The organism is Hymenobacter metallicola (genome assembly GCF_004745645.1).
Classification (GTDB): domain Bacteria; phylum Bacteroidota; class Bacteroidia; order Cytophagales; family Hymenobacteraceae; genus Hymenobacter; species Hymenobacter metallicola.
In genome coordinates this window covers 1441052-1465307 of record NZ_SRMB01000001.1, presented here as the reverse complement: position 1 = coordinate 1465307, position 24256 = coordinate 1441052, and the positions used below count along the sequence as shown (strand labels likewise).

Genomic DNA, 24256 nt, shown 5'->3' with positions numbered 1-24256 from the left:
GTGCTGGGCTAGTATGCGAAGCCAGCTTCAACCTGGCCGAATGGACCAAATTCGTGGCTAAGCGGACCAGGGTTTTTCGGCGCCGCTGCGCAGGAAGCGCGCTATTCCGCTACATTCGCAGTCTGTGAGTACTACCACTTCCCCAGTTCGTTTTGCTATTTGCGGAGTTGGCCATATCGGTCGTCGACACGCTACTTTCGTTTATCAGCATCCGGCGGCCCAGCTCGTCGCCCTAATCGACATTCGGGGGGAGCTGCAAGCCCAGCTCGCCGCCGAGTTTCCCGGGGTGCCCTTCTTTCCCTCGTTGCCGGAGTACCTAGCCCAGGGCCCCGCCGCCGAGGTGCTAACCGTGGCCACGCCGAATCACCAGCACGCCCCCCAGGCCATGGCTGGGCTGCGCCACGGCCTGCACGTAGTAGTCGAAAAGCCGCTGGCCCTGCGCAAAGCCGATGCCGAAGCCATTGTGCACACGGCCCTGCAAACCGGCCGGCTAGTGTTTGGCGTGATGCAGAACCGGTATTCCCCGCCCGCTGCCTGGCTCAAGCAAGTATACGAAGAAGGCCGCCTGGGGCGGATTTACCTGGTTCAAATCAACTGCTTCTGGAACCGGGATGCCCGCTACTACCGGCCCGGGGGCTGGAAAGGCACCCAGGAGCAGGACGGCGGCACGCTCTTCACCCAGTTCAGCCACTTCGTCGACCTCTTGTACTGGGTGTTTGGCGACCTGACCAACCTCACGGCCCGGTTCCGCGACTTCAACCACCAGGGCATTACCGAGTTTGAGGACAGCGGCCTGGTCACCTTTGACCTGGTGCGGGGCGGCAGCGGTACGCTGCAGTACAGCACGGCCGTGTGGGACCGAAATCTGGAAAGCTCCCTGACCGTAGTGGCCGAGCATGGTAGCCTGCGCATAGGCGGGCAGTACATGGACAAAGTCGAGTACTGTCATCTGCGTGATTATACCTTGCCGCAGCTGCCGCCCACCAACCCGGCCAACGACTACGGCCCGTACCAGGGCAGTGCCGCCAATCATGTGCAGGTCATTGAAAACGTGGTGGACACCGTACAAAAGAGGGGCTTTGCCACTACCAATGCGCTGGAGGGAATGAAGGTGGTCGAAATTATCGAGCGGATCTACAGTCTCAAGTAGCCTCGCGCTGCTACGGGGCGAGGCTGTGCTTTTGTCATCAGGTTTGAAAACAACTATGCCTCGGAGCCACCGCTCAACCCCAGCCGAATATCCGGCCGAAGGTTTCCTTACCCATACCCTGACCGACGGCTCACTCAAGCCTTCCGCGCTGCATCGTCAGCAACAGCTGAATCTGGAAGTGCAGCGCCTGCTGGCCAATAGCAACACCTGCCTGGGCAACGCCAACTGGTAGGGCCAGCACCCACAAAAAAGCGTCTGGCCATGCCCTGTGTTCAGGAGGCCAGACGCTTTTGTTTTTACAAGCTCAAGGTGCGGCAGCTTACTCGGCCAGCTTCAGCTTGATCCAGTCGTAGATGGTTTGCTGAACCAGGGGAGACAATACGGGTTTGGGTTCACCACCAATCAGGGGCCATTCCGTCACCGGACCCTGGAACAGGTGGTTGATGCCGCTCATGCGGCGCACATCCACCCGCTTGTTGTCTTTCAAGCCCTTCTTGAGCAAATCCAGGTTGCTCACGTTCACCTTGTCGTCATCAACCCCGTGCAGCAAAAGCACGGCGCCTTTCACCTTGGCCAGGTCGGGCTGGGGGTCGAAGCCCAGGTAGTAGCGGTACCAGCGGCTGGTCATCAAGGCCGTGCGGGCCTGCACCATGGCCGGGTCGATACCCGGGTTCGACTGGGTTAGCATGTTGGTCACAATGGCCTGGGCCTGGGCATTGTCGGCCGTCTGGCGAATAACCTCCAGCAAAGCTTTTTGCTGCTTGACAATCGCCTCCTGCCGTTTTTTGTCTTCCGCCCGCTGCCGCATTTGCTGCTGGGCAACAAAGGTTTCGATTTGGGCGGCATTGGCTCCTTTGGCGCGCATCTCGTCAATTTTCACGCTGAGTTCCTGTTGGAGCTGAAACTGGCGCTTCACATTGGCCTGCTGGGCGGTGTCTATTTCGCCGGCCTTCAAAAAGCCCGCGGTTTGCTGGCTAAGCACTTCATTGCCCCCGGCGCCCGAGGCGGCCATGGTAATAATAAACGCGGGAGGCAGGGGCTGAGCCGCCGCTAGCAAGGCTACGTTGCCGCCTTCGCCGTGCCCAATCAGGCCCAGCTTGCCGAAGTCGATCAGCGGGCGGGTGCGCAGAAAGTTCAGGCTGATCTGGGCGTCGCGCACCCGGTCGGCGGTGGTGGCGGTGGTCCCGTCGCCACCCGATTGGCCCACGCCCCGGTCGTCGAGGCGCAACACGGCAATGCCGTGGCGGGTCAGGTAGTCGGCCAGGGCCCCAAACATCTTGTAGTCGCCCTGGGTCGCGTCGCGGTCCTGGGGGCCCATGTCGGAGAGCAGCACCACCCCGGGGAAGGGGCCTTCGCCGGGGGGCACGGTAAGCGTGCCGCTCAGGCGCACGTTATCCTGGGAGTTCGAGAAAGCCACCTCTTCGACGCGGTAGGGCGGCGGAAACTTGAAGTTTTTGGATGGGGCCGGTTTGGCCGAAAACTTCAGCGTAAGCGGGGTCTTGAAGGTCTGCAACTGCCACTGGCCCGTCAGCTGCTGCTTATCAACCGAGAGTTGGCTGGTAAAGCGGCACCCTAGCTCGTCCGAGAGGAAGAGCAGCGTATCGCTGTGCTGCTCCACGTTCAGCATGGCGTGGCTGATGCGCTGGGCCGGTACGTCGAGCACGGCAAAATGCCCACCGCCCGCCAGGTCCGTCACGGTAATCGTAACGGGCAGGCTGCCGCCGGGCATGGGCAATTCGCCTTTCCACTGACCATCGAGCACCACCTTAGCCGACGCCGCGACGATGGCCGGGGCCGGGGTGGCGGGCGGAGTGGCGGCCGGAGTTGCCGGCTGATCCTGGGCGCGGGTCGGTAGGGCGGCCAGCGGTAGAAGAAGCCAGCTCCACAGCAAACCGGCGTACATATTCTTCATGCAGAGTAAATAAGCAGGGACAAAACGCCGGTGGAAAGGCGCCGTCCGGGTGACAATAGGAGGGCAGGCAGAGCGGAGTAGCTGAAGCAAAACAGGCTGGCCAACAAACCTAGGAGGCTATACCTGTGAAATTTAGCCCCAAAAGTAATGATTTTAGCTCATTCTATAACGTCGGAAGTAGAACCCGGTCGACGAGGTGCACAATACCGTTAGTGCACTGAATATCGGGGATAACCATGTTGGCCGAATTGGTGCCATTTCCGGCTCCTTTCACCGTCAGCAGCCCGTTGGTGAAAACGCCGAAAGTGAGGTTGCCGCCGCCCAGGGAAGGCAGCACGGCATTGTCGGGAATCTCGGTGGTGAACTGCGTCAGCTTGCCCCCTTGGGTACCTACCAGCACGTGGTTCAGTAGCACCTTGGTCAGCGTTTCTTTGGCATTGGGCAGCTTTTCCAGGTCCTTGGGCTCGTTGAGCGTAATGCCAAACTGCTGGTAGAGGTCCTTGAAAGCCTGGTCGGTAGGGGCAAACACGGTGAGTTGCGGGCTGCCCTCCGACAACGGACCCGTCAGGCCACAGTAGACGACGGCGTAGACCAAGTACTGCAAGTCGGGCTTGACGAACACCTTACCCTGGCTTAGGGCCACGGCCGACTGGACGACATCGGCCCCGGTGGCCAGCAGCACCTTGTCGATGACGTGCACCGTGCCGTTGGAAGCTTTGACGTCCGTAGCCACAATGCGGGAGCCGTTGACGTAGCGGCTGTTGTTGCGCACGACAATGCGCCGCGGTGGCCCCAGCGCCGACGCCGACGCCGCTCCCGCCACCAGGGAGCTACCCGCTACGCTGCCACCCGTGACGTGGTAAAGCAAGGTGCTGGTCAGGAAGCTGGTTTGCAAGGCTTGCAAATCGGTAGCCTGCCGCAGCCCCAGGCGGGCAAAGGCAAAATTGTTTGGGGCAAACACCGTGTAGTTACCTGCCGGGTCGTTAGGATTTTTATTAGACAGGGTTTCAACTACGCCCCCGCGGATAGCGGCATCCTCGAGCACGCTGAAGTCGTCATTGGCCACGGCGATACCGGCAATGGAGGGGTCGGCTGCGGTGTCTTTGGAGCAGGCCGACAGCAGCAGCAAACTGAGCGGCAGAGCGGTAAAGAAGGAGTGTAAAAAGTGTTTCATGGGCTGCAACAAGTGAAAAATGCCTACAGGACGCGGCGCACGGTTTGTGCAAGTGCCAAACCTACGGCCCGGCTTTAAAAGTGGATTTCTCAAATTGGGACTCTTTGAACAAATTTCTCAGTTAGAGAAATCCGACCTCAAAGCTGAGCCGTAGGTTTGGCGCTTCAGGAGGCTGAACAATAGAAAGATGGCATTGTTTTTCTAAGTCTCCAGAGCTTTTTCGTCGCTCCATTTTTGCCTTTTTCTGCCCGTATGCAACACTCTTACGCATTTTCATTTTTTCTTTCCGCCGCCCTACTGACGGGCAGCACCCAGGTAGCCGAGGCGCAAAGCCTAGTCAGTGGCTTCATGGTGGGCAAAGGCCACGGTTCGGTGTCCTTCACGGGCACGGCGGAGCGCTATAGAAGTGTGTATCTGGTACCGGAGAAAGTTAGCGAAGTGCCGATTTTCCGGGAAATACGGGTTTCTTCCGTAAGCGTGTACGCGGCTTACGGCCTGAGCGACAAAGTAGAAGCGGTGGTTAGCCTGCCCTACATCAAATCGGAAGGCCAAGGCAACGGGCAGGGCTACACCAACAGCCGCAGCGGTTTCCAGGATATTTCCGGCCTGCTCAAGTTCAAGGCGTATTCCACTACCGTAGGCAACAACGTGCTGGATTTGCTGGGCGTAGTGGGCGTAACGACACCGGCCAGCAACTATCAGTCGAACAAAGGCTTGGAGTACATTATTGCCATTGGCAACCGAGCCACCAAATACAATACGTTGGGCATTGCCCATCTGAAAACCCCTTCGGGCGTGTTCGTAACCGGACAGGCTGGCTACAGCCTGCGTACCAACCGCGTGCCCAACGCCTTTATTGCCGACGCCAAGGTGGGCTACGCCGGTTTGAAGCTCTACGCCGAAGCCTGGGCCTCCTTTCAGCGTTCCAGCAGCAAGGGCACCGATATCCTGCAGCCTGGCTTCGACCTGTTCTTTCCTGCCACCCGCGTGAATTACTCCCGTCTTGGAATCAGCTTGTTCCGGCCCGTGGCCAAAGGGCTCGGAGTGGTGTTGGGCGCCAGCCAGTACGTGTCGGGCCGCAACCTGGGTAAGTCGACGGGGCTTTCGGCGGGCGTTTCCTACAACTACTAGGACTAGGCCCTGGCGCCACGCCAGACTTCTCGCCGCGTTAATTACCTTCGGGCATGACGCCCTACGAACAGCAGGCCCAGCAGGAACTTCGGGCTTGGCAGCAGCAAATGCAGCGCCAGCCCTCGTATCTGAACCGCTTCACGCGCCAAGTGCAGATCCGGCTCAATAACCTGCTGCCCGAAAAGGTGCACCGGGTTCTTACCGGGGCCATTAAGCAGATGGTGCAGGGCGTGCTCTTTGGCTCGCGCTATATCTCGCGGCGGCCCCTGGAGCACGCCACCCTGCCGGAACGGGAAACGGCCGTAGTGGCCAGTCTGAAATACTACCGCACCACGGCCGCGGCCGAGGGCGCCGTCACGGGGGCCGGCGGTATCCTGCTCGGGCTGGCCGATTTTCCGCTGCTGCTCGGGCTCAAGCTCAAGTTCCTTTTCGATGTAGCGGCGCTCTACGGCTTCGATGCCCACGACTATACCGAGCGGCTGTACCTGCTGCACGTCTTTCAGCTGGCTTTTTCCAGTCAGCACAGCCGCAACGAGGAGTACCGGCGCGTGGCGCAGTGGGAGGAGTACCGGCAAACCCTGCCCACCGACTCAGCGGCCTTCGACTGGCGCACCTTTCAGCAGGAGTACCGCGACTATATCGACCTAGCCAAGCTGGCCCAGCTCGTACCCGTTATCGGGGCGGCGGTAGGGGCAGTAGCCAACTACCAGCTGCTCAAGCAGCTCGGCGACACGGCCATGAACTGCTACCGGATGCGTTTGGGCTTGGCCACGACCGAGTAGCTCTGCACGGCCACGGCCTTGGCTGCGTTGCGTACCACGTTGGGCCCTTTGCGGCGGTATTGGTAGAAGATGCCCGAGTCCATGGCCGTCCAGAAGCAGGCTCTCTGCCCGCAGTACTTCAGGCCGTTATTGGCCCAGGTGTTGCACGTGTACAGAAAGCTGTAGGTGCGCTTGGCTTCGTAAAATGCGTCGTGCTGCCCATAGCTGTGCCCTTGAATATGAATGGGTTGGCCCTGGGTGTCGTAATCGAAGCTGGCCTTGATGTAGTCGATCAGGCGGGCGTACTCGGCCTGGCTGATGCGGATTTTTACGCAGCTTTCCGACTCGCGCATCGCCTGGTGAAACGTGACGTGCATGGCCGAAGTGCTCAGGTGAAACATGGCCTTGAAAGCCGTGCTGGCCTTGAGCTCGGCCCAGGTGGGCGTGTCCAGGTAAAAGCCCTTGTCGCCCCAGCCGAAGCCCACGTACTGAGCCGCGGCGTCCCGGGCCGGCGTGTTGGCGAAGGGCACCAGCTCGCTCCAGTCGATGTACTGGTTGCGCACCGGCGTGACGATGTCGGTATGCACGCCGTTGGAGAGAATGTAAATGTCGACGTCTTCGGCTAAGTCCGAGTCTTCCTCATTCACCGGAATACGCGACAGGGCAAACGACGAAGCCACGTACAGGCCCACGATTCCTACTAAAGTCCCGGCCGTGTAGCCGGTAATCTGCAACGTCTTTTTTAGGGCTGGATGCATGCAAGTTGGGTTGACCGGGGCCGGGCTGCCGCAAGACTGTGGGCAGCCCGGCCCCGGCCTAGTTTACTTTTTTGAGCACCATACCCGTCAGGGTGGGCAAGGTGGTCGTCGAGGCAACTACTGGTTTTCCGGTCAATAAGTTGAGCCATTTGCCTTTTTCGGGCAGGGTAAATTCCTGCTTGGTGGCTTCCATGTTGAACAGCACCACGATACGGTCGGTCGGGTTAGTGCGCACGTAGGCCAGGGTCCGGCCTTTGGTGGGCAGAAACGTCAGCTCCCCGGTTTGCAGCACCGGGTTGTCGCGGCGAAGGTGGGCCAGCTGCTGGTAGTAAGCGTGGTGGGCGGCGTTGTAGCCCACCGGGTCGAAGGAGGGAGGTACGGGCTGGAAGTTGGTGCGGGTTTCGGGCTCAAACTTGAGGCCCGGCCACCAGAGCGGCTTGCGGCAGTCGGGGTCGTCGGCGCCCCACATGCCCAGCTCGTCGCCGTTCCAGATCTGGGGGGCGCCGATGCTGGTGAACTGGTGCAGCAGGTACAGCTTCACGCGCTGGTACGTGGCCGGGTCGGGCTTACCGGTTTGGTAAGTCGGGTCGTCGCCGGCATTGGCTTTGTACTTGTACTTGCCCGGGTTGTAGAAGCAGGTCAGCAGGCGGGGCGAGTCGTGGGTCGACGACACGCTCATCATGGCGTAGCGAAAGGGCTTGCCCAGCCGGTTCCACTCCGCCTGCAGCCTGTCGGCCAGCTGCGGACCGGTCAGGGGCTGGTCGACGGCGGCAAAGAAACTGCGGGCCGGCCGGTACGCCTGATAGAACATGACTCCGTCGAAGATGTCGCCTTTGGTGTAGGGGGCCGGGTTCATCAGTTTGTCGGGCCACTCTTCCCACCAGATTTCGCCTACCAGATAGGCCTCCGGCTTCACCGACTTGACGAAGGTGCGGTAGCTCCGCCAAAAGCCCATTGGCAGCTGGTCGGCCACGTCGAGGCGGTAGCCGTCGATGCCCCGTTTGGGGTCGCCGTAGGGGGTCAGCCAGCGTATGGTCACGGCCAGGATGTGGGCCTGGGCGCCGGGGTTCAGCTCACCCTCGTAGGGGCGGCCGGCTTTGCGGATGGTTGTAATGTTGATTTTCTTGAGTTCGGGCAGGCTTTTCAACCCCACCCAGCCATTGTAGGCAAACTCGCTCTGGGGCGTTTGCGGGTCGTCGAACTTGACCACGTCGTACCAGTCCCGGAAGGCCGATTGCTGCTGGTTTTTGACGATATCCTGCCAGGCCCAGAACTCGACGCCGGTGTGGTTCCAGGAGTAGTCGAGCACCACTTTCATGTTGCGCTTGTGGGCTTCGGCCACCAGCTTAAGAAAGAGCTTGTCGGCGCTGGTCCACTGCCAGGTGGCCGGGTCAGTGGGGTTTTCCTGGGCTATCAGCTTGGCGTCGCCCGCGGGGTCGGGCCCGAAGGTCACGTCGACGTGGTGGTAGCTGCGCGCGTCGTACTTGTGCAGGGAAGGCGCGTCGTTGATCGGGTTGAGGTAGAGGGCCGTAACGCCCAGCTCCTGCAGGTAGCCGAGCTTGTCGAGGACGCCCTGCAAATCGCCGCCGAAGCGGCGCAAGGAGCGGGTATCGTTGAAGTTGAGCTTGGCCGCCTGGGCCCAGGGCTCGGGCTGGTACCAGTTGTGGGTCCAGGGCGTGATGCTCCAGCCGGCGGGCACGGTGAAGGAGCCCTGCATGTTTTCCGGCCGCGGGTCGTTCCTGGGGTCGCCATTGGCAAAGCGCTCCACAAAAATCTGGTACCACACCACCTTCTGCGCCCAGGCGGGCGGCAGGGCCGTAGCGGCGGGCGGGGCCGGCTGGGCCAGGGCGGCAACTTGGGCAGCAGAAGCCAGTAGCAGGGGCAGGAAGTTCTTTTTCATGGCAAAGGCACAGGGTGGGCGGGCAGTCAAAATAACACAATCCGGTTGGAAGCAACATGAAAAAACTCCGCAAGTAATTCGGGCGCAGCCCGCCCGTTTCGGCCCACGTCCAAGCTGATTTAGGGGCGGCGTTGCAAATACGGTGCGCCCGGTTCTACCTTTGCGCCACCAATTCTTTACCCCCAAAGGATTGTTTTTATACAGAGGCGCTGAGAGACAGGCTCTTTGACGCGCCGGCAACCCCCCGCTACCCCGCGGAACGGTGCCAATTCCTGCTCATATAAAAACAAGTTGCCGTGGATTGCTTCCCCAACCTCCCCATCCGAGTCGTATTTGCTACCGTGCCCAGTGCGTCCTTGTCCGGGGCTGCGGGCATGATGGGCTGTTGTTGCTGTTGTTGAAGCGCCGGGCGCTAGCCCATTTCCCGCTGTCGGGCCTGTGCGCCCAGCGTCCCTGACCAGTACTGGTCCTCCCTGTTTCTTGCTTTTTTCTATTTCTGGTCGCCGCGGAGTCCGAGGTTTTCGGGCCGGCGGCTGTTGCAGCGGCTGCCTGGCAGCGGCCAGAACCCTTTTCTCACGCCTGAGCGCGCTACGGCGGGTTCTTACTACGTTTTATGCTTAAAAAATCACTGGAGCTGCTTCGCCTCGAAGCGGCCGAAACGGGGGCTAACACCCTGAAACGAAGCCTGAACGGCTTTAGCCTGATTGCCATCGGCATCGGGGTTATTATTGGCGCCGGCCTGTTTTCCCTTACCGGTATTGCCGCCGCCAACAACGCCGGTCCGGCCGTTACCCTGTCGTTTCTGGTGGCGGCCGTGGGCTGCGCCTTCTCGGCCTTGTGCTACGCCGAATTTGCCTCTATGGTGCCCGTGGCCGGCTCGGCCTACACCTATTCCTACGCGACCATGGGCGAGCTATTTGCCTGGATTATCGGCTGGGACCTGATTCTGGAATACTCGGTCGGGGCTGCTACGGTCGCCATCAGCTGGTCGCAGTACCTGGTGCGCTTTCTGAGCAAGTACAACCTGCATATTCCGGCCCAGCTGGTGATGTCGCCGTTTGAAACGGCGACGCTGGCCGACGGCTCGGTGGTATCGGGCTTTGTGAACGTGCCGGCCATGCTGATTGTGCTGGCTATAACGGGCATCATCATTCGCGGCACCCAGGGCTCGGCCTGGTTTAATGCCTTGGTCGTGAGCCTGAAGGTGCTGGTCGTGCTCGTCTTTATTGCCCTGGGCTGGCAGTACATCGACCCGGCCAACTACCAACCCTATATTCCGCAGAACACCGGCACGTTCGGCGAGTTTGGCTGGAGCGGCATTCTGCGCGGAGCCGGCGTGGTATTCTTTGTCTTTATCGGCTTCGACATTGTGGCTACCATGGCCCAGGAAACCAAGAATCCGCAGAAAAACATGCCCATCGGCATCATCGGCTCCCTGCTGGTGTGCACCGTGCTGTTCATGCTTTTCGGCCACGTGATGACCGGGCTGGCCAACTACACCGAGTTCAAGAACAGCGCCGCGCCCGTGGCCATTGCCATCGAAAAAACGCCTTACGCCTGGCTGAGCTCGGCCATCATCCTGGCTATTCTCATCGGCTACACTTCCGTGATTTTGGTGGATTTGATGGGGCAGAGCCGGGTGTTTTTCTCGATGTCCAAGGACGGATTGCTGCCGAAAGTTTTCTCCCGGGTACACCCCACGTTCCGCACGCCGCTGCAGTCCAACCTGCTGCTGGGCTTGTTTATCAGCTTGTTTGCCGGCTTTGTGCCGATTGATGTAGTGGGCGAAATGACCAGCATCGGCACGCTGCTGGCCTTTGTGATGGTGTGCCTGGGCGTGCTGATTATGCGCAAAAAAGAACCCAACGCCCCGCGCGGCTTCCGTACTCCCTGGGTGCCCGTGGTACCCATCCTGGGCATCCTGACCTGCGTACTGATGATGGTTTCGCTGCCCGCCGACACCTGGATCCGGCTGTTTGTGTGGCTGGCTATTGGCTTGGCTATCTACTACGGCTACGGCAAAAAGCACAGCAAGCTGGGGCAGGAGCAGCGGGCCGGGGCAGCGCCCTTGCCAGCGGAGTAAGTACGGTTGAGAATATAAAAAAGCCCTGCCGCGCCGAAGCGTAGCAGGGCTTTTGGATTTGGCCACGGCCTCAAAACTTAGCCGCGTCGTAGCACTTTGCGCAGCAGCGGCTGCGCTTCGGGTACCAGCCCGAGCAGGAGCAGGGCGCCGCCGTAGAGCGCCGTGAGCAAGGTGCCGCGCAGCAGCATGGTCAGCAGCTTGGAAGGCAGCGCGGGTAGCAGCCACACGAGTAGGCCCGAGCCGGCGGCCACGAGTAAAATAAGCGGGATGCGCCAGGTGAAGGGCTGCAGTCGGTAGCTATACCACACAAACCAGGTCCGGACCGTATTGATGCTCACAATGGCTACCAGCGTAGCCAGCGCCGAGCCCGTAATACCCAGCCGGGCAATCAGCAGGCGGTTGAGCAGCACCGTGCAGCCGGCCAGCGACAGGTTGAAAACCAAGTCGTAGCGGTAGCGCGGCGACGTGACGACGATGAGTCCATTGACGCCCGTAATGCCGTCGAACAGGCGGCCGGCCAGCAGCAGGAGCACCGCCGTAGTACCCGTGGCATAGACCGGGTTTTTGATCAGCGAATAAATAAAGTCCAGGTTCAGGCCAATGCCCAGGGCCAAGTAGCAGCCCAGAATCGTGTTGAGCCGGGTGGTGTCGCGGTAGAAGTCGGCCATGCGCGGCAGGTCCTGGTCTTTCCAGTACTGGGCCAGCAGGGGGAAGGCAATCTTGTTGAGGGAGCGGGCCGGAATTGTCAGGGCCGTGCTGATGTTGTAGGCAATGCCATAAACACCCGCCGCAGCCAGGCTAATCTGGGCGCCCACCATCCAGGAGTCGATAAACCCCAGGATGCTGCCCGACAGGCTGGAAAGCAGGGCAAACCCGCCGAAGCGCACAATCTCGCCGACGGGGCGCACTCGCAGCGCCGCCCGCGTAGGCCGCAGATGCAACTCGCCGATGTAGGCCAGATAGCCCGTCAGCAGCAGGGAAATAGCGCCGTAGAGGCCAATGTAGCCGAGCACAAACTCGTGAAATTCGACCACGCCTTTGCCATAAAGCAGGGCCAGCCCCGCAATAAGCACGCGCAGCACGATGTCTTGTAAAAACGAGGAGAAAGCCGTGTGATACAGGCCTTTCAGGTAGGCGTCCTGCAAGGAATACAGCAGCGTAAACAGCGCCAGCAGGCTAACCCAGCCGTAGAAAGGGGTGAGCATCGCCACGTCTTGCGGCTCGTACTGGGCCAGAATCAGCGGCTTGCCCAGCAGGTACAGGGCCGTGCTCAGCACCAGGCCCACCATGGGCAGCCCCAGCAGAAAGGGTAGAAAGCCGTGGTGCCCGGCTGCGGGGTTGCGGAAATAGGGAAAGAATCGAATACCCACGCTGGCAAAGCCAAAGGCCGAAAACTGCGCGTAGATCGTGGCAATGGACACCAGCAGGGTGGTCAGGCCGAGTTGGGCCGGGGCCAGCAGCGAAGGCAGCAGAAAGGCCGTGTTAACAAAGCCCAGCGCCAGTCCGCAGTAGGAAATGATGGTGTTACGCAGCCCTTGCCGCTGAACGATACCCAAGAGTCGATGTGCTAGTGTGTAGAAGGGTGCTTGAGTGAGCCCGTGGGCTCTGCTACTGCACCGTCGCGCAAATATCCGCCCCGTTGACAAAGGTCACGTTGCGGCTGCGAAGGTAGGTCATGATGGTGTGGAACTCACGCGGGCCATTCTGCTCGTTGGCTGGGTCGAAGTTCTCATTATGCCACAGCACCGTGCAGACCCCACCAAACCGCTCAATCTCCTCGAGCATCGGCTGCAGTGCCGGCAGGACTTGGTTGGGCGCCAGCTGCAGGTAGTGGGGGTGAAAAAGCGTGGCGTCCATCACGTTGAGCGGAATTTCGAGAAAATCATACGCCCGGCCCGCGGTGAAATCGAACAGGTGAAAGGGCAGGCAGTAGGAGTGGCGAAATCCGAAGTGCTCGGCAAAGCCCAGGGTCGTGTCGTAATCGAAATCCAGTGTGTGCACGATGCCGGGCGTGATGCGCGGCTCCCAGCCCAGGTAATGAAACCGAATGCCCTTAACCGGCCCCTGGCTGCAGCGCTGCAGTCGGTGCTCCTCCGCTTTCAGGTTACTGCCTTCCCGGGCCCGACCGATGCTGCCGTGCAGCCCGACTTCCGCCTCGCCAATGGCCGGTCCAATCCGGGCCCATACTTTTTCCACGGCATAATCGGCATTGGGAGTGCCATTGGCCCCGGGCCGATGCTCAGGCAAAATGAAAAACGTGCTTTTGGCTCCATAGTCAGCCACCGTTTGCCGCACCAGGGCCAGATTGTCCCAGGCATCGGGCTGGGTGAAATGCTGCCACACCTGCCGGCCCAGGCCCAGCCAGTCGCGGCCCTGCAGGGCGGCTTTGGCCGGATTTTTCCAGGCGCTGTACAGGTTGTCGATATCGTGGGTGATAAAGGCTGCCCAAGGGGTGTCATTGGGCCAGCGGCGGGGTTGCAGCACCGCGCCCGTCGTGTGTTCTACCGCCGTTTTCAGTATGTCGAAGTAGTAGTTCACCACGGGCACATCCACAAACCCGTAGCGGTGCTGTACGCTGGCCGCGTACGGAAAGCGCCCGTGCCGGTCCCGTTCGTCGGAAAAAAACTCCTGCCAGCCGCTCAGCAAATAGAAAGCGGCGGAAATAATATCAGCGCCAATCAGGGCCCGGTTATCGGGCAGCACTTCCAGCAAAGGCTTTGCGGGCTCCACATCGAAAAAGAACGGCAGGCGGCGGCCCCGCCATTGGCGGTAAGTAGGCAGGGCCGGGTAGGGCAGTAGCTGCGTGAAAAATTCCCCACCCCCTTCGGTTACTTCTACCTGGGGGCGGGAGTCAGCATAGCCTACGGTTACCGCCGGCGCCGTCGGATACGCCAGCCGAAAGTGGTGTAGCACGTACGCCAAGCGGGCTTCGACCGGCACGGAAACAGAGGAAGGAAGGGGTGGCAGCATAGGAGCGCAAAGTACGAGAAAGGGGCCCGGCCCACCACCCAGCCTTTGCCAAGAAGTATCAGGCCGGCTGCTGGGGCGACTGAGCATCCAGCCACTGGCTCAGCCGCCGCAACGCCCGCTGCTGACTGTGGCCTTCCTCGGCGGTGCCCAGCGTGGCGTTGTAGTAGGCGGCCCGCCGGTACAGGTCGGCGGGCTTGTGCTGTTGGTAGCGCCGAAGAGCCTCCCCCAACTCTGGCAATGTCCGGGCCCGCTCGGCAAGGCCATGGGCCACGTAGCCGTAATAGTCGTCGGCCACACCGTGGGTGCCAAACCGAAAGTAAATACTGGCCACATTTAACAGCACGGCCTCGAGGTGGGTGCTGGTGTCGGCCGCAATCAGGGAATCCTGCTGGCTTAAAAACTCGAAAACGTTTTGCTGGCGGGCATCGGAGAAGAGTAGCTGCGGATGCTGCTGGCGCAAAAAGTCGAAGTCTCGCCGGTCGCCCGGGTGAGGCCGAAAGGTAAACGTCAGGTCGGGAAACATCGGCACCACGTACGCCAGCGCGGCCGTTACGGCCTCCGTTTCATCCAAGGTATTAATGGCTATGCCCACGCGCTGCGCGGTGGGGCGCTGGTTTCTCCTGGCCAAAAAGGCATCGGCCTTGGGCATGCCGACTAGTGCTACTTGGCCGCGCACGGGGCCGCACTGCCGGTACTTATCCAGGGCATCCTGGCCTTCCAGCAAGTTTAAGTCAAAGCCCAGGGGCGGGAAGTTGGTGCTCACGCTGGCGTGCTGCACGTAGGCCGTTGGCACCCCGCAGGCTCGGGCGGCCAGCAGTAGGGCCCGGGCGTCGTCGTTGTGGTCGTTGGCAAACACAATGGCCCGGGGCCGGTAGTGGCGCAGGGCCCGCACATACACCTCGTAGTAGCCTACCGCATTGAAAATCAAATCAAAAAAACGCCAGGCCCGCCGGCCCTCCGTGTGCCATAAGCCGAGTAATACCGCGGGAAACTGCCAGTAATACAGCAGCTTACGGCGTAAGGAAAGCCGGTTTACCACGGCGTTATAGCGCCCGATTTCCTTGCTCTGCCCGGCCACGAGTACGCTGTCCTCCCGGGCCGCCCGGATAAAGTGCAAGGCTTCGTAGTTGTTCTGGCTCACCGCGTAGAGCCACACCTTGCCATGGAGCTCCTCCCGGTTACGAATAGGCTGGAACACGTTGCCCACCAGCCGCAAAGCCGCGTAGCCGGCTACTTTGGCCAGGCGGCGGAATGGGCTGGGGGGGGAGATAGAGGCAAGCGTACGAGACGGCAGCGACGCAAATAACTCAGTAAAGCGAAGCTGCAAAATATCGCGGGTGCGCACTACCACGGAAGCCAGAAGCACAGTAGTATCGTTAGAGTGCGTCCCAGGTAAGGGGTGTACCTGCTTTAAGATCTTGGCGAGCCGGCTTACCTAGTAATTGATCATAATAACGCGGAGGCAGGCCATCACCGGGACGTACGACACGTAAATTTTCCTTAGTGAAGACCTCGCCCGCCTTAATAGGCTGGGCTATATATAAGGAGCGCTTGTAGAGACGACTGTTTTGCTCAGCCCGCTGTACGCCATATTGGATTTGCCCCAATGCCTGCCAGGCACGCTCTGTTTCAGTTACTAACAGGGCAACTTCTTCCGGCTCCAGAGAGAAGGCCGAATCAACGCCACCGTCGGCCCGGCGCAGGGTTACGTGCTTTTCCACTACACTCGCGCCAAGTGCTACAGCCGCTACTGCGGCCCCTACGCCCATCGTATGGTCGGAAAGTCCAATGGGGTAGGAGGGAAACAATTGGGTAAGATGGGCAATAGTACGCAGGTTGGTATTTTGCGGAGTAGCCGGGTACGTGCTAGTGCATTTCAGCAACACTAGTTCGCCACAGCCGGCTTCCTGTAGCACTGCTACCCCTTCGGCCACTTCGGCCAGCGTGCTAGCTCCCGTGCTCATGATAACGGGTTTGCCCGTAGCGGCCACCCGTCGAAGCAGGGGCCAGTCAGTATTCTCGAAGGAGGCAATCTTGTAGGCTGGCACGTCAAGCGTCTCCAGAAAGTCGACGGCAGTTTCGTCGAAAGGCGAGCTGAAGGCTAACATTCCGTGCGCTTTAGCGCGGTCAAATAAAGGCTTGTGCCATTCCCAGGGCGTATGGGCTTCCTGGTACAACTCGTGCAGTTCACGGCCATACCACAGAGAGTTTGGGTCTTCAATCCGGTGCACGCCGGGCAGCGTCATGGTATCAGCTGTGTACGTCTGGAGCTTAATGGCGTGGGCACCGGCAGCCGCCATAGCATCCACAATAGCTAGCCCCCGTTCCAAGGAATGGTTGTGGTTGCCACTGAGCTCGGCAATAATAAATGGGGGCTGGTCGGGGCCGACGAGGCGGCCTCCTATTGAAACAGTAGACATGGGTTGCAAAACAAGAGAATTCCCGCTTAGGCGGAAGCCGGGAAAAATGCGGGGTTGAAGCAGGCCACCAGAATCCGGTCAATGGGCTCGTTATCCACTAAGTAATGGCCTTTGAGGCGGCCTTCCTCGACCCAGCCGGCCCGGGTGTAGGCTTTGTAAGAGCTTTGGTTGGTTTCAAACATACCCCCGAATAGCTTGCGAATGCCAAACTCCTCGAAGGCAATGGCGTTGCCCAACCGAATGGCTTCGATAGCCAAACCCTTACCGTGGAAGCGCCGGTCACCGATGAGCACCACTAAATCTGAAATCTTGTGGTCGCGATTGATGGGCCCCACTTTAATGGTGCCGATGCAGGCATTCGTTTCCCGGTCGATGATGGCAAAAACGTAGACCGTGCCGGAGGCAACGCCCTGCTCTATGCTCTGTAGCAGCGACTCGCGGGTGTGAGTCTGACGGGAATTGGTGTAAAACCGCATCAGGTCCTCATCCTGAAACCAGCTCAGGAAAGCATCGTCGATATCCGACGGCCTGAGGCTGCGCAACAGCAGGCGCTCCGAAACATAGGGCTTGCTTAGGTGGATCAGGGCTGTTTCTTCCATTGGGTAAAGATAACCGACTTTGGATTCTACGGCACTACTTTGGGGCCAGTAGGTAGCAAACGGCGAAACGCTGCCTCTAACCGTTGCTGGCCAGGCTTTAGCACGTAGGGTTGGCGAGGATGATGCTCTAGGTAGTAAAGGGCCTGGGTGAGAAAGCCTTGTAAGTCGTCGGCTGCGATATTGGTTAAATCACCCAAAGAAAAAGCCTGTTCGTGCTGCTGTACATACGTAGCCAAATGCTGCTGATTTTCCACGTAATAGCCGGTCACCGCAGCTTTGCCCAAAAATAGGCTTTCAATAAGAATCGTGCTAGCCGGGCACACCACAGTATCATGGTTCTGGAGCAGGGCCACCATTGCTGAAGCGGAAGCATTTTGGTAGAAATTTACCTGCTTCTGCGGGTACCCGGTAGCCAGATAGGTCAGTTGTGGGGTATTGGAGAAGGCACTGCCGGTAACGACGCCTACTTCCTGTACCGTTTCTAGGGGTAATAGTGCAGCCAGAAACCGGCTTGTGAATTGCTGTGGATCGGCGCCACCGAAGCACACGAGAACTTTGGCAATGGGAACTGGCGGCGTGGGCAAGCGGAAGTTCCTTAGAAATGGAGCACGCAGCAGAGAATACTCCGGGCCCAGGCAAAACTGCGCTTCGGGCCTAGACTGGTACATAAGAGGCGTCACACCCGGTGAATGGTTAATAATCAAATCTGCTGGCGTGGGCCAGGCTCGCAGGTCGTCGATGACTGCCAGCCGACAGCCGCTGCGCCGGAGCGTGTGCTGGTAGGCCGTATCAAAGGAGTAGCCATCTAGTACCACCACGTCGGTTGGTTGCACTTGAGCGGCAAAATAAGCCGCTTCCTGAGCAATGGGTTGGGCTGGCAGCTCTAGCAGCGTAACCTGAGCCTGACGCAACAATTCTCGGATGGCCGCCGACGGATTCTGGATAGCAAACCAGCACGGCGCCACCGTCCGGACCATGTCGGCCAGGGCCAGGGAGCGAACTACGTGCCCCAGCCCAATTGTGGCGTTCCCGTCGGCGCGAAAAAGCAGACGCATACAATTAGAAGTTGCCGTGACAGAAGTAACAAAAGGCTCTACTTCGTGAAATCGTATTTTTTCTGCTCGATAGCCGCATTTAAGGCCACCAACTCAGGGTGTTCTTCCAGCAGCCTTATCAGGGCTTCGGTGGATAATAAGTCGGCCTGATACTGCTCCAACAGCACTCGAATGAGCTCCCAGTCTTCGGGCGTGTCCAGCGTAATGCGGAAGCGGCTGGCATCAGTGGTGTGCACCACATGCGCAAACTCTACCTTCCCCGACCGATTCTGGTGAATATAAGGCGTGACATGTTCCCGGTCCGATTCACTCTGCGCATTTTGCTGGGCCTGGCGGAGCAGGTGATACGAAAAAACCTCAAAGTCGAGCCCTCGCGGAAAGGTGCGCTGTAGGCCATTGCTCAGGTAAAGCAGCGGATTGGCAGCGGATATGTAACGTTGGACGGCCTGGCCAATCAGTTGCCCGTCAATCAAGGGGCAATCGGAGGTCACGCGCACAATGGTGTCGAGGCCAAACTGCGTGGCTGTTTCGTAGTAGCGGCTCAACACGTCGGCCGAGTCGCCGCGGTAGCAGGGCACCTGGTGCTGCTGGGCCCATTGTTCCAGAACGTCGTCCTCCGGGCAGGTGGTAGTGGCTAAGAAAATAGGTAGTCCACTAGCTTGCAGGCGGGTAATGTGAAAGTCCAGCATGCTGCGGCCCCGGGCCGTTAGCAGGACTTTTCCCGCCAGCCGGGTGCTGCCCATACGGGCCTGGGATACGATACCGACCTTGCTCATGCGACAAACTCCCGAATACAGGCTATAACATACTGCTGCTCTTCATCAGTCAGGGTTGGGAACATCGGGATGCTCAGGCAGTGGGCGTAATACTGCTCAGCCAGCGGGAAGTCGCCTTCATTCCAGCCCAGTTCCTGATAATACGGCATAGTATGCACCGGAATGTAGTGCACCTGGGCAAAAATCTGCTTAGTGCGCAAGAAGTCGTACAGACCTTTACGGTCCTCTACCTGAATGATGTACAGGTGATAGGCGTGCCCCGGCGCAGTAGCCAAACACCGAATGGCGGGCACGTTGGCAAAGGCTTGGTTGTAGCGGGCCGCCAACTCGCGGCGGCGGGCCAAGCCCGCATCAGCTCGTCCCAATTGATTGATACCCAAGGCGCAGAGCATATCCGGGATGCGGTAGTTGTAGCCTAGCGTCTGCATTTCCATGTACCAGCCCCCATCGTGGCGGTGCATTCTGGCGGGGTCCTTCGTGATGCCGTGCGTGCGCAGCGTCAGTAGCTTTTCGTAGAGCTCTGGGTTATTGGTGGTAACCATGCCCCCTTCACCAGTAGCAATGTGCTTGACGGGGTGAAAAGAGAAAATAGCTAAATCAGCCAATTGCCCGTTGCCACAGCGCTGCTCTAGGCCCTGGCTGTCGGTGAAAAAGCCGCCCGGGGCGTGGCAGGCATCCTCAATGATCCAGAGGCCAAACTCGTCGGCCAGTTGCCGAGCTGCTTCCAGGTTTACTGGCAAGCCAGCAAAGTCGACCGGGATAAGACCGTGAAAATAGCCTTTAGGATGAGCCGCCAGTAGCGCCCGAACCTTCTTTAAATCAATTAATGCTGTGGCCGGGTCAATATCGGCAAAGTGTACTTCCCCACCGCAGTAACGCACACAGTTGGCCGAAGCGGCAAAGGTGATAGGTGTGGTAATCACCCGGTGACCTGGCTGCACGCCCAGCGCCAGCGTGCACAAGTGCAGGGCTGCCGTGCCATTGCTGACAGCCACGGCGTAGCGAGCCCCGATATAGGCAGCAAACTTTTCCTCGAACTCGCCTACTTTCGGTCCTTGCGTTAGAAAATCGGACTGCAGAGTTTGCGTGACGACCTGAATGTCAGAGTCAGTGATATGTTGACGCCCATAAGGAATAGGGTGATTGGGCTGGAAGGGCATGGAACGGGAAGGTCTTGAATGAAAGGGCGACGCTGTACGGTTTTAACAGGATAGGCCGCAAATATAGCCAGCTGTTAAATGTTCCCGCGGCCTTCCTTACGGCAAATAACTTCAGGGAGGCGGAACTACGATTAGCTGTGCTTTATCTTTACCTGAAATAGGATACGATTCAGTGTAAGTTATCCTATGTGTCGCATTTATTTTCGAACATTTAACAACCTATGAAAAGACTTTTTACTGGGTTACTCATGTTTTTTTGCCTGGGGCATAGCTCCGCCTATGCCCAGAAAGAAACCCAAAACTGGTTTTTTGGAAACAATGCCGCGCTAAGCTTTGCAACTGGTACACCTGCGGCTGTAACTACCAGCGGCATGGTGACTTATGAGGCCACGGCCACGGTTTCGGACCCGACGGGCAATTTGCTCTTCTACACGAACAGCGTCAATGTCTGGAATCGTAACCATCAGCTAATGCCTAACGGGCAGAACTTGGGTGGGCACGAATCGGCTTCGCAGGGGGCTGTGATTGTGCGCAACCCCGCCAATCCGGCTAAATACTACCTGTTTGTAGTCGACGGTTGTGATAACCAACTTGTAGGGGGGCTAAAGTACTCGGTTATTGACATGACCCAGGAAGGCGGGCTTGGCGGTGTCACGGCCAAGGCTACTCAGCTTTCGACAATTTCCGTTACGGAAAAACTGACTGCCGTGCGGCATGCTAACGGCAAGGATACCTGGGTTATCGTTCATGGCTGGCAGACGAATAACTTCTATGCCTACCTTGTATCGGCTTCTGGCATTGCCTCCACGCCGGTAGTGACGGCCATTGGCTCGGTACACAGTGGCGGCGGTGGTTCTTTTGGCAATGCCAACGCAGTAGGGTACATGAAAGCTTCGCCAGCTGGCAACAAGCTGGCACTGGCCAAGCGGGACAGTAACTTTGAGCTATTTGATTTCAATAACGCCACTGGGCAGTTGTCGAATTATATACCGCTGAGCCAGAGTTATCGGAGCTATGGCGTTGAGTTTTCGCCCGATGGTTCGCGTCTCTACGGAACAACCCTTGATGGCAATGATATTTATCAGTTCAATTTGCTGGCCGGTTCTGCCTCGGCTATTGCGGCCTCTTTCACGTTGGTAGGCAGTTCTCCTTCCTTTACGGCGTATGCTGGGGCGTTGCAGCTAGCATCCGACGGGAAAATCTATGTTGCGCTCTATAACAACACCAGATTGGGGGTAATTAATAACCCGAATACACTGGGACTTAACTGTAACTACAGCAATTCTGGTCCCGCCTTGGGTGGGCGGTTAAGCCAGCTAGGCCTGCCTAACTTCCCCAACGCCTTTGCTCCGCTCGCCAATGAATGGACGGGTGCTGTGAGCACAGTGTATACCGACGCGGCCAACTGGAGTGCGGGCTACGTGCCCGGCAGCACCGACGACGTAACTATCAAGGCCACGGCTACCCGCATGCCGGTGCTGAGCACCAGCGCCGCGGCCCACACGTTTACGGTAGAAGCAGGGGCCTCCATGACTGTGAATGGCACGTTTCAGCTGAGCGGGGACCTCGTGAATCAGGGGACTTTCGAGGGGGCCGGCGAGTTGCAAATCGGCCAAGCTGGTCCGCACAGCATTGGCGGGCGTCTGCTCAGCGTCCGCAGCCTGACCCTGGCCACCGGCGCCACAACCACGCTCACGGGCCCCGTGCAGATTCGCGGAATCCTGACCCTGAACGACAACTTGGTCACCAACGGCAACACCCTGACACTGGTGTCGGATGCGGCCGGTACGGCAATGGTTGTCAACAACGGCAACGCCGTGGTGAGTGGCAGCGTGACGGTGCAGCGCTACATTGCTCCCGGTCTCAACGGCGGCCTGGGCTACCGGCATTATTCGGCTCCGGTGAGCAACGCTACCTTCGCCGACCTGGTTACCGGTACTTTTTCGCCCGTCTTCAATACGGCTTACAACTCGGCGGCCAACCCCGCCCTGGTAACGCCTTTCCCAACGGTATACGGCTACGAACAGCAGCGGCTGGTGACGGCCGCAACACCAAGCAACACTGGTTTCAACGCCGGCTGGTATTCGCCCGCCGCTGCCACGGAGCGCATGCTCCCCGGCACGGGCTACACCGTCAACCTGGATGCGGCCAGCGTGGTAGATTTCGTCGGGACGCTCAACAACGGTCCCATCACCCGCGGCGGCCTGACCCGTAACCAAGAACCCGATGGTGGCTGGCACCTGTTGGGCAACCCCTATCCGGCGCCAATCGACTGGAGGCAAATGGTGGCCAACACGACCAGCCTGCTCAACTCGGTGTACGTGTTCAAGTCCTCGGGACAGTACGACGGCAGCTACGCCAGCTACGTGAACGGGGTGGGGGATGCCCGCTACATTGCCGCCGGGCAAGGCTTCTTCGTGCGCGTCAGCGACCCGAGCGCCACCGGCAGCCTGGACTTCACCAACTCCGCCCGGCTCACGACCTATCTGAGTCCCGATTTCAACCGCCCCGCTGCCCCCGAAACCCGGCCGCTGGTGCAGCTCGACCTGGTGAGCGGAACCCGGCGCGATGCAGCCTATGTGTACTTTGAGCAAGGTGCCACCGCCGGCTTCGATGCGGCCTACGACGCCTACAAAATCACGACCGGTGAGGTGCCGGCCCTAGCGGTACAAACGGGGGGAGAGCCACTCTCCATCAGCGGGCTGCCCAATACGCTAACGGCGGGCCCGGTTACAGTGCCCTTGTTTCTCTCCGCTCCCAAAGCCGGCAGCTATACGATAACGGCTGCGCAACTGCTTAACCTGCCCGCTGGGGTAGCGGCTTACCTGCGCGATGCGCAAACCGGGGCTGTTACCAATTTGCAGCAGGCTTCCTACACCTTTAGCACCAGCGCGCCCCTGCAGACGGCCACCCGATTCGCACTGGTTTTCAGCGCCCAGCAAGTATTGGCCACTTCTTCGGCTCAGCTCAGCGCTCAGCTTACCCTGTATCCAAATCCTGCCCAAGGCGAGGTGATAGTGACTTTGCCGGCCAGCCTGCGTCAGCCCGGCAGCGTGTGGAGCCTGGTTAATACGCTCGGCCAGACCGTGCTCCAGCAAGCCGTGCCCGCCCCGAATCAGCAGGGTGCGGTGCATCTCGCTCTGACCGGTATTGCGCAAGGCGTATACTCCTTGCGCATCAGCGGCCCGGCCGGGGTGGCCAGCCAGAAGCTAGTAGTGAAATAACCAGCTCAAGTAGCTTGCTATAACATGCATAAAAAAGGCTCTGCAGTACTGCAGAGCCTTTTTCAGTTATGGGTGGTTCTGGGGCTTACGCCTCAAAATCGGCATCCACGTGCAGGCGGATTTCTTCCCGAATCTGTTCGGCGGTGAGCCACTCCTCGTTATTGGCCGAGTCGTAGTGGAAGCCGTCGGGGACGCGCTTTCCGCCGAAGTGTTTGATGAACTCCTCCACGTCCCAGCGCGGGGTGAAGGGAAGTATCACGTAGTATTTGGCCAGCTCGACGGTACTCAGGGCATCGGTTTCCGTAATCATTGCTTCGTGCAGCTTCTCCCCGGGCCGGATGCCGACAATTTCCTGCTTGCACTCGGGGCCAATGGCCTGGGCTACCTCCGTAATTTTGTAGGACGGAATTTTGGGCACGAAGATTTCACCCCCCCAGGCGTGTTCCAGCGCATACAGTACCAGATCCACGCCCTGCTCGAGCGAGATGTTGAAGCGGGTCATGTCGGGGTGCGTGATGGGCAACACTCCGGTGTGGCGCCGCTGCAAAAAGAAGGGTACCACCGAGCCCCGGGAGCCGATAACGTTGCCGTAGCGCACCACCGAGAAGCGCAGGTCGCGGGAGCCTTTCATGTTGTTGGCTGCCACAAAGAGCTTGTCCGAGCACAGCTTGGTAGCCCCGTACAGGTTGATGGGAGCCGCCGCCTTATCGGTACTTAGGGCCACAACGTGCTGCACGCCGCAGTCGAGGGCCGCGTTGATGACGTTTTCGGCGCCGAAGATGTTGGTCTTGATGCACTCCATCGGGTTGTACTCGGCGGCGGGCACCTGCTTGAGGGCCGCGGCGTGCACTAGCACGTCGATGCCTTCGCAGGCGCGCTTCAGCCGCTCCCCGTCGCGCACGTCGCCGATAAAGTAGCGGATGGCCGGGTACTTCGCGTGCGGAAATACCTGCGACATTTCGTACTGCTTCAACTCGTCGCGGGAGTAGACGACCAGGCGCTTGACCTGCGGAAACTTCTCGAAAACGGTCTGGACGAATTTTTTACCGAAAGAACCGGTGCCACCCGTCACCAGAATGGATTTATGATTTAAGTCGAGGCTCATAAGTAAGGGAAAGCCGTTGCCGCCCGGCGGGCGAAAGGAGGGCAAAAGTAGGCATTCCGAACCTAGCTTCCGTACTTT

Annotated in this window: 19 protein-coding genes and 1 riboswitch; of the genes, 6 read left to right on the top strand and 13 right to left on the bottom strand. The window is 59.3% G+C overall.

The features are described from left to right. Positions 1-124: 124 nt before the first annotated feature. On the top strand, positions 125-1150 hold the full coding sequence (locus E5K02_RS06200; protein ID WP_135393108.1) for a Gfo/Idh/MocA family protein: 1026 nt from the start codon (positions 125-127) through the stop codon (positions 1148-1150). 55 nt (positions 1151-1205) lie between these two features. Further along, entirely contained in the window at positions 1206-1382 is a 177-nt protein-coding gene (locus E5K02_RS25465; protein ID WP_167856303.1) for a hypothetical protein, read from the top strand. An 87-nt stretch (positions 1383-1469) separates the two neighbouring features. Here the strand turns inward: E5K02_RS25465 and E5K02_RS06195 are convergent, their stop codons facing one another. Both E5K02_RS06195 and E5K02_RS06190 read right to left on the bottom strand, forming a co-directional pair. Next, positions 1470-3062 carry a serine aminopeptidase domain-containing protein gene (locus tag E5K02_RS06195; RefSeq protein ID WP_135393106.1) on the bottom strand — a complete coding sequence of 531 codons (1593 nt, stop codon included), beginning with the start codon at positions 3060-3062 and terminating at the stop codon, positions 1470-1472. A gap of 163 nt (positions 3063-3225) precedes the next feature. Next, positions 3226-4236, bottom strand: a complete 1011-nt coding sequence (locus E5K02_RS06190; RefSeq protein WP_135393105.1) for a fasciclin domain-containing protein — start codon at positions 4234-4236, stop codon at positions 3226-3228. A 252-nt stretch (positions 4237-4488) separates the two neighbouring features. Between E5K02_RS06190 and E5K02_RS06185 the strand changes: the two genes are divergently transcribed. Both E5K02_RS06185 and E5K02_RS06180 read left to right on the top strand, forming a co-directional pair. Beyond that, positions 4489-5367 (top strand): hypothetical protein, encoded by an 879-nt coding sequence (locus E5K02_RS06185; RefSeq protein WP_135393103.1) that lies wholly within the window; start codon positions 4489-4491, stop codon positions 5365-5367. Positions 5368-5420: 53 nt separating this feature from the next. Continuing rightward, on the top strand, positions 5421-6149 hold the full coding sequence (locus E5K02_RS06180) for an EcsC family protein (RefSeq protein WP_135393101.1): 729 nt from the start codon (positions 5421-5423) through the stop codon (positions 6147-6149). On the opposite strand, the gene E5K02_RS06175 is transcribed toward E5K02_RS06180, so the two are convergent. Together E5K02_RS06175 and E5K02_RS06170 are read right to left on the bottom strand one after the other, a co-directional pair. Then, positions 6113-6886 (bottom strand): TIGR02117 family protein, encoded by a 774-nt coding sequence (locus E5K02_RS06175; protein WP_135393099.1) that lies wholly within the window; start codon positions 6884-6886, stop codon positions 6113-6115. The genes E5K02_RS06180 and E5K02_RS06175 overlap by 37 nt on opposite strands. Before the next feature lie 58 nt (positions 6887-6944). Continuing rightward, a complete protein-coding gene (locus tag E5K02_RS06170; protein WP_135393097.1) occupies positions 6945-8786 on the bottom strand; it encodes a glycoside hydrolase family 13 protein in 1842 nt (613 codons plus the stop codon). 193 nt (positions 8787-8979) lie between these two features. Beyond that, positions 8980-9073, top strand: a riboswitch (SAM riboswitch). Positions 9074-9399: 326 nt separating this feature from the next. On the opposite strand from E5K02_RS06170, the gene E5K02_RS06165 reads away from it, so the two are divergent. Further along, complete coding sequence (locus E5K02_RS06165; RefSeq protein ID WP_135393095.1) at positions 9400-10869, top strand: amino acid permease; 1470 nt, start codon at positions 9400-9402, stop codon at positions 10867-10869. 77 nt (positions 10870-10946) lie between these two features. On the opposite strand, the gene E5K02_RS06160 is transcribed toward E5K02_RS06165, so the two are convergent. The 8 genes from E5K02_RS06160 to pseC are packed head-to-tail and all read right to left on the bottom strand — an operon-like array spanning position 10947 to position 19849. Beyond that, positions 10947-12425: a lipopolysaccharide biosynthesis protein gene (locus E5K02_RS06160; RefSeq protein ID WP_167856302.1), complete on the bottom strand. Its 1479-nt coding sequence runs from the start codon at positions 12423-12425 to the stop codon at positions 10947-10949. Between the two features lie 52 nt (positions 12426-12477). Then, a complete protein-coding gene (locus E5K02_RS06155) occupies positions 12478-13839 on the bottom strand; it encodes a DUF7033 domain-containing protein (RefSeq protein ID WP_135393091.1) in 1362 nt (453 codons plus the stop codon). A gap of 58 nt (positions 13840-13897) precedes the next feature. Next, on the bottom strand, positions 13898-15205 hold the full coding sequence (locus E5K02_RS06150; protein ID WP_240737169.1) for a glycosyltransferase family protein: 1308 nt from the start codon (positions 15203-15205) through the stop codon (positions 13898-13900). Positions 15206-15215: 10 nt separating this feature from the next. Further along, complete coding sequence (pseI, locus tag E5K02_RS06145) at positions 15216-16259, bottom strand: pseudaminic acid synthase (RefSeq protein WP_135393089.1); 1044 nt, start codon at positions 16257-16259, stop codon at positions 15216-15218. Between the two features lie 26 nt (positions 16260-16285). After that, entirely contained in the window at positions 16286-16858 is a 573-nt protein-coding gene (locus E5K02_RS06140; RefSeq protein ID WP_135393087.1) for a GNAT family N-acetyltransferase, read from the bottom strand. Positions 16859-16884: 26 nt separating this feature from the next. Then, positions 16885-17913: a UDP-2,4-diacetamido-2,4,6-trideoxy-beta-L-altropyranose hydrolase gene (gene pseG / locus E5K02_RS06135; RefSeq protein ID WP_135393085.1), complete on the bottom strand. Its 1029-nt coding sequence runs from the start codon at positions 17911-17913 to the stop codon at positions 16885-16887. Positions 17914-17951: 38 nt separating this feature from the next. Further along, entirely contained in the window at positions 17952-18689 is a 738-nt protein-coding gene (locus E5K02_RS06130; protein ID WP_135393083.1) for a cytidylyltransferase domain-containing protein, read from the bottom strand. Beyond that, positions 18686-19849 (bottom strand): UDP-4-amino-4,6-dideoxy-N-acetyl-beta-L-altrosamine transaminase, encoded by a 1164-nt coding sequence (pseC, locus tag E5K02_RS06125; RefSeq protein ID WP_135393081.1) that lies wholly within the window; start codon positions 19847-19849, stop codon positions 18686-18688. Before pseC ends, E5K02_RS06130 begins: the two co-directional genes overlap by 4 nt. A gap of 371 nt (positions 19850-20220) precedes the next feature. Here pseC and E5K02_RS06120 point away from each other — a divergent pair, with 371 nt between their 5' ends. After that, positions 20221-23073, top strand: coding sequence for a T9SS type A sorting domain-containing protein (locus E5K02_RS06120; RefSeq protein ID WP_167856301.1), 2853 nt, complete (start codon positions 20221-20223; stop codon positions 23071-23073). An 85-nt stretch (positions 23074-23158) separates the two neighbouring features. Here E5K02_RS06120 and pseB read toward each other — a convergent pair whose 3' ends face one another. After that, a complete protein-coding gene (gene pseB / locus E5K02_RS06115) occupies positions 23159-24178 on the bottom strand; it encodes a UDP-N-acetylglucosamine 4,6-dehydratase (inverting) (protein WP_135393077.1) in 1020 nt (339 codons plus the stop codon). Positions 24179-24256: the final 78 nt, after the last annotated feature.

Excerpts from the sequence above, each read along its gene's own strand:
- E5K02_RS06140 (WP_135393087.1), bottom strand. The coding sequence starts at position 16,858 with ATGGAAGAAACAGCCCTGATCCACCTAAGCAAGCCCTATGTTTCGGAG.
- pseI (WP_135393089.1), bottom strand. The coding sequence starts at position 16,259 with ATGTCTACTGTTTCAATAGGAGGCCGCCTCGTCGGCCCCGACCAGCCC.
- pseB (WP_135393077.1), bottom strand. The coding sequence starts at position 24,178 with ATGAGCCTCGACTTAAATCATAAATCCATTCTGGTGACGGGTGGCACC.
- E5K02_RS06195 (WP_135393106.1), bottom strand. The coding sequence starts at position 3,062 with ATGAAGAATATGTACGCCGGTTTGCTGTGGAGCTGGCTTCTTCTACCG.
- E5K02_RS06180 (WP_135393101.1), top strand. The coding sequence starts at position 5,421 with ATGACGCCCTACGAACAGCAGGCCCAGCAGGAACTTCGGGCTTGGCAG.
- E5K02_RS06190 (WP_135393105.1), bottom strand. The coding sequence starts at position 4,236 with ATGAAACACTTTTTACACTCCTTCTTTACCGCTCTGCCGCTCAGTTTG.
- E5K02_RS06155 (WP_135393091.1), bottom strand. The coding sequence starts at position 13,839 with ATGCTGCCACCCCTTCCTTCCTCTGTTTCCGTGCCGGTCGAAGCCCGC.
- E5K02_RS06175 (WP_135393099.1), bottom strand. The coding sequence starts at position 6,886 with ATGCATCCAGCCCTAAAAAAGACGTTGCAGATTACCGGCTACACGGCC.
- E5K02_RS06185 (WP_135393103.1), top strand. The coding sequence starts at position 4,489 with ATGCAACACTCTTACGCATTTTCATTTTTTCTTTCCGCCGCCCTACTG.
- pseC (WP_135393081.1), bottom strand. The coding sequence starts at position 19,849 with ATGCCCTTCCAGCCCAATCACCCTATTCCTTATGGGCGTCAACATATC.
- E5K02_RS06170 (WP_135393097.1), bottom strand. The coding sequence starts at position 8,786 with ATGAAAAAGAACTTCCTGCCCCTGCTACTGGCTTCTGCTGCCCAAGTT.
- pseG (WP_135393085.1), bottom strand. The coding sequence starts at position 17,913 with ATGCGTCTGCTTTTTCGCGCCGACGGGAACGCCACAATTGGGCTGGGG.
- E5K02_RS06130 (WP_135393083.1), bottom strand. The coding sequence starts at position 18,689 with ATGAGCAAGGTCGGTATCGTATCCCAGGCCCGTATGGGCAGCACCCGG.
- E5K02_RS06120 (WP_167856301.1), top strand. The coding sequence starts at position 20,221 with ATGGTGACTTATGAGGCCACGGCCACGGTTTCGGACCCGACGGGCAAT.
- E5K02_RS06165 (WP_135393095.1), top strand. The coding sequence starts at position 9,400 with ATGCTTAAAAAATCACTGGAGCTGCTTCGCCTCGAAGCGGCCGAAACG.
- E5K02_RS25465 (WP_167856303.1), top strand. The coding sequence starts at position 1,206 with ATGCCTCGGAGCCACCGCTCAACCCCAGCCGAATATCCGGCCGAAGGT.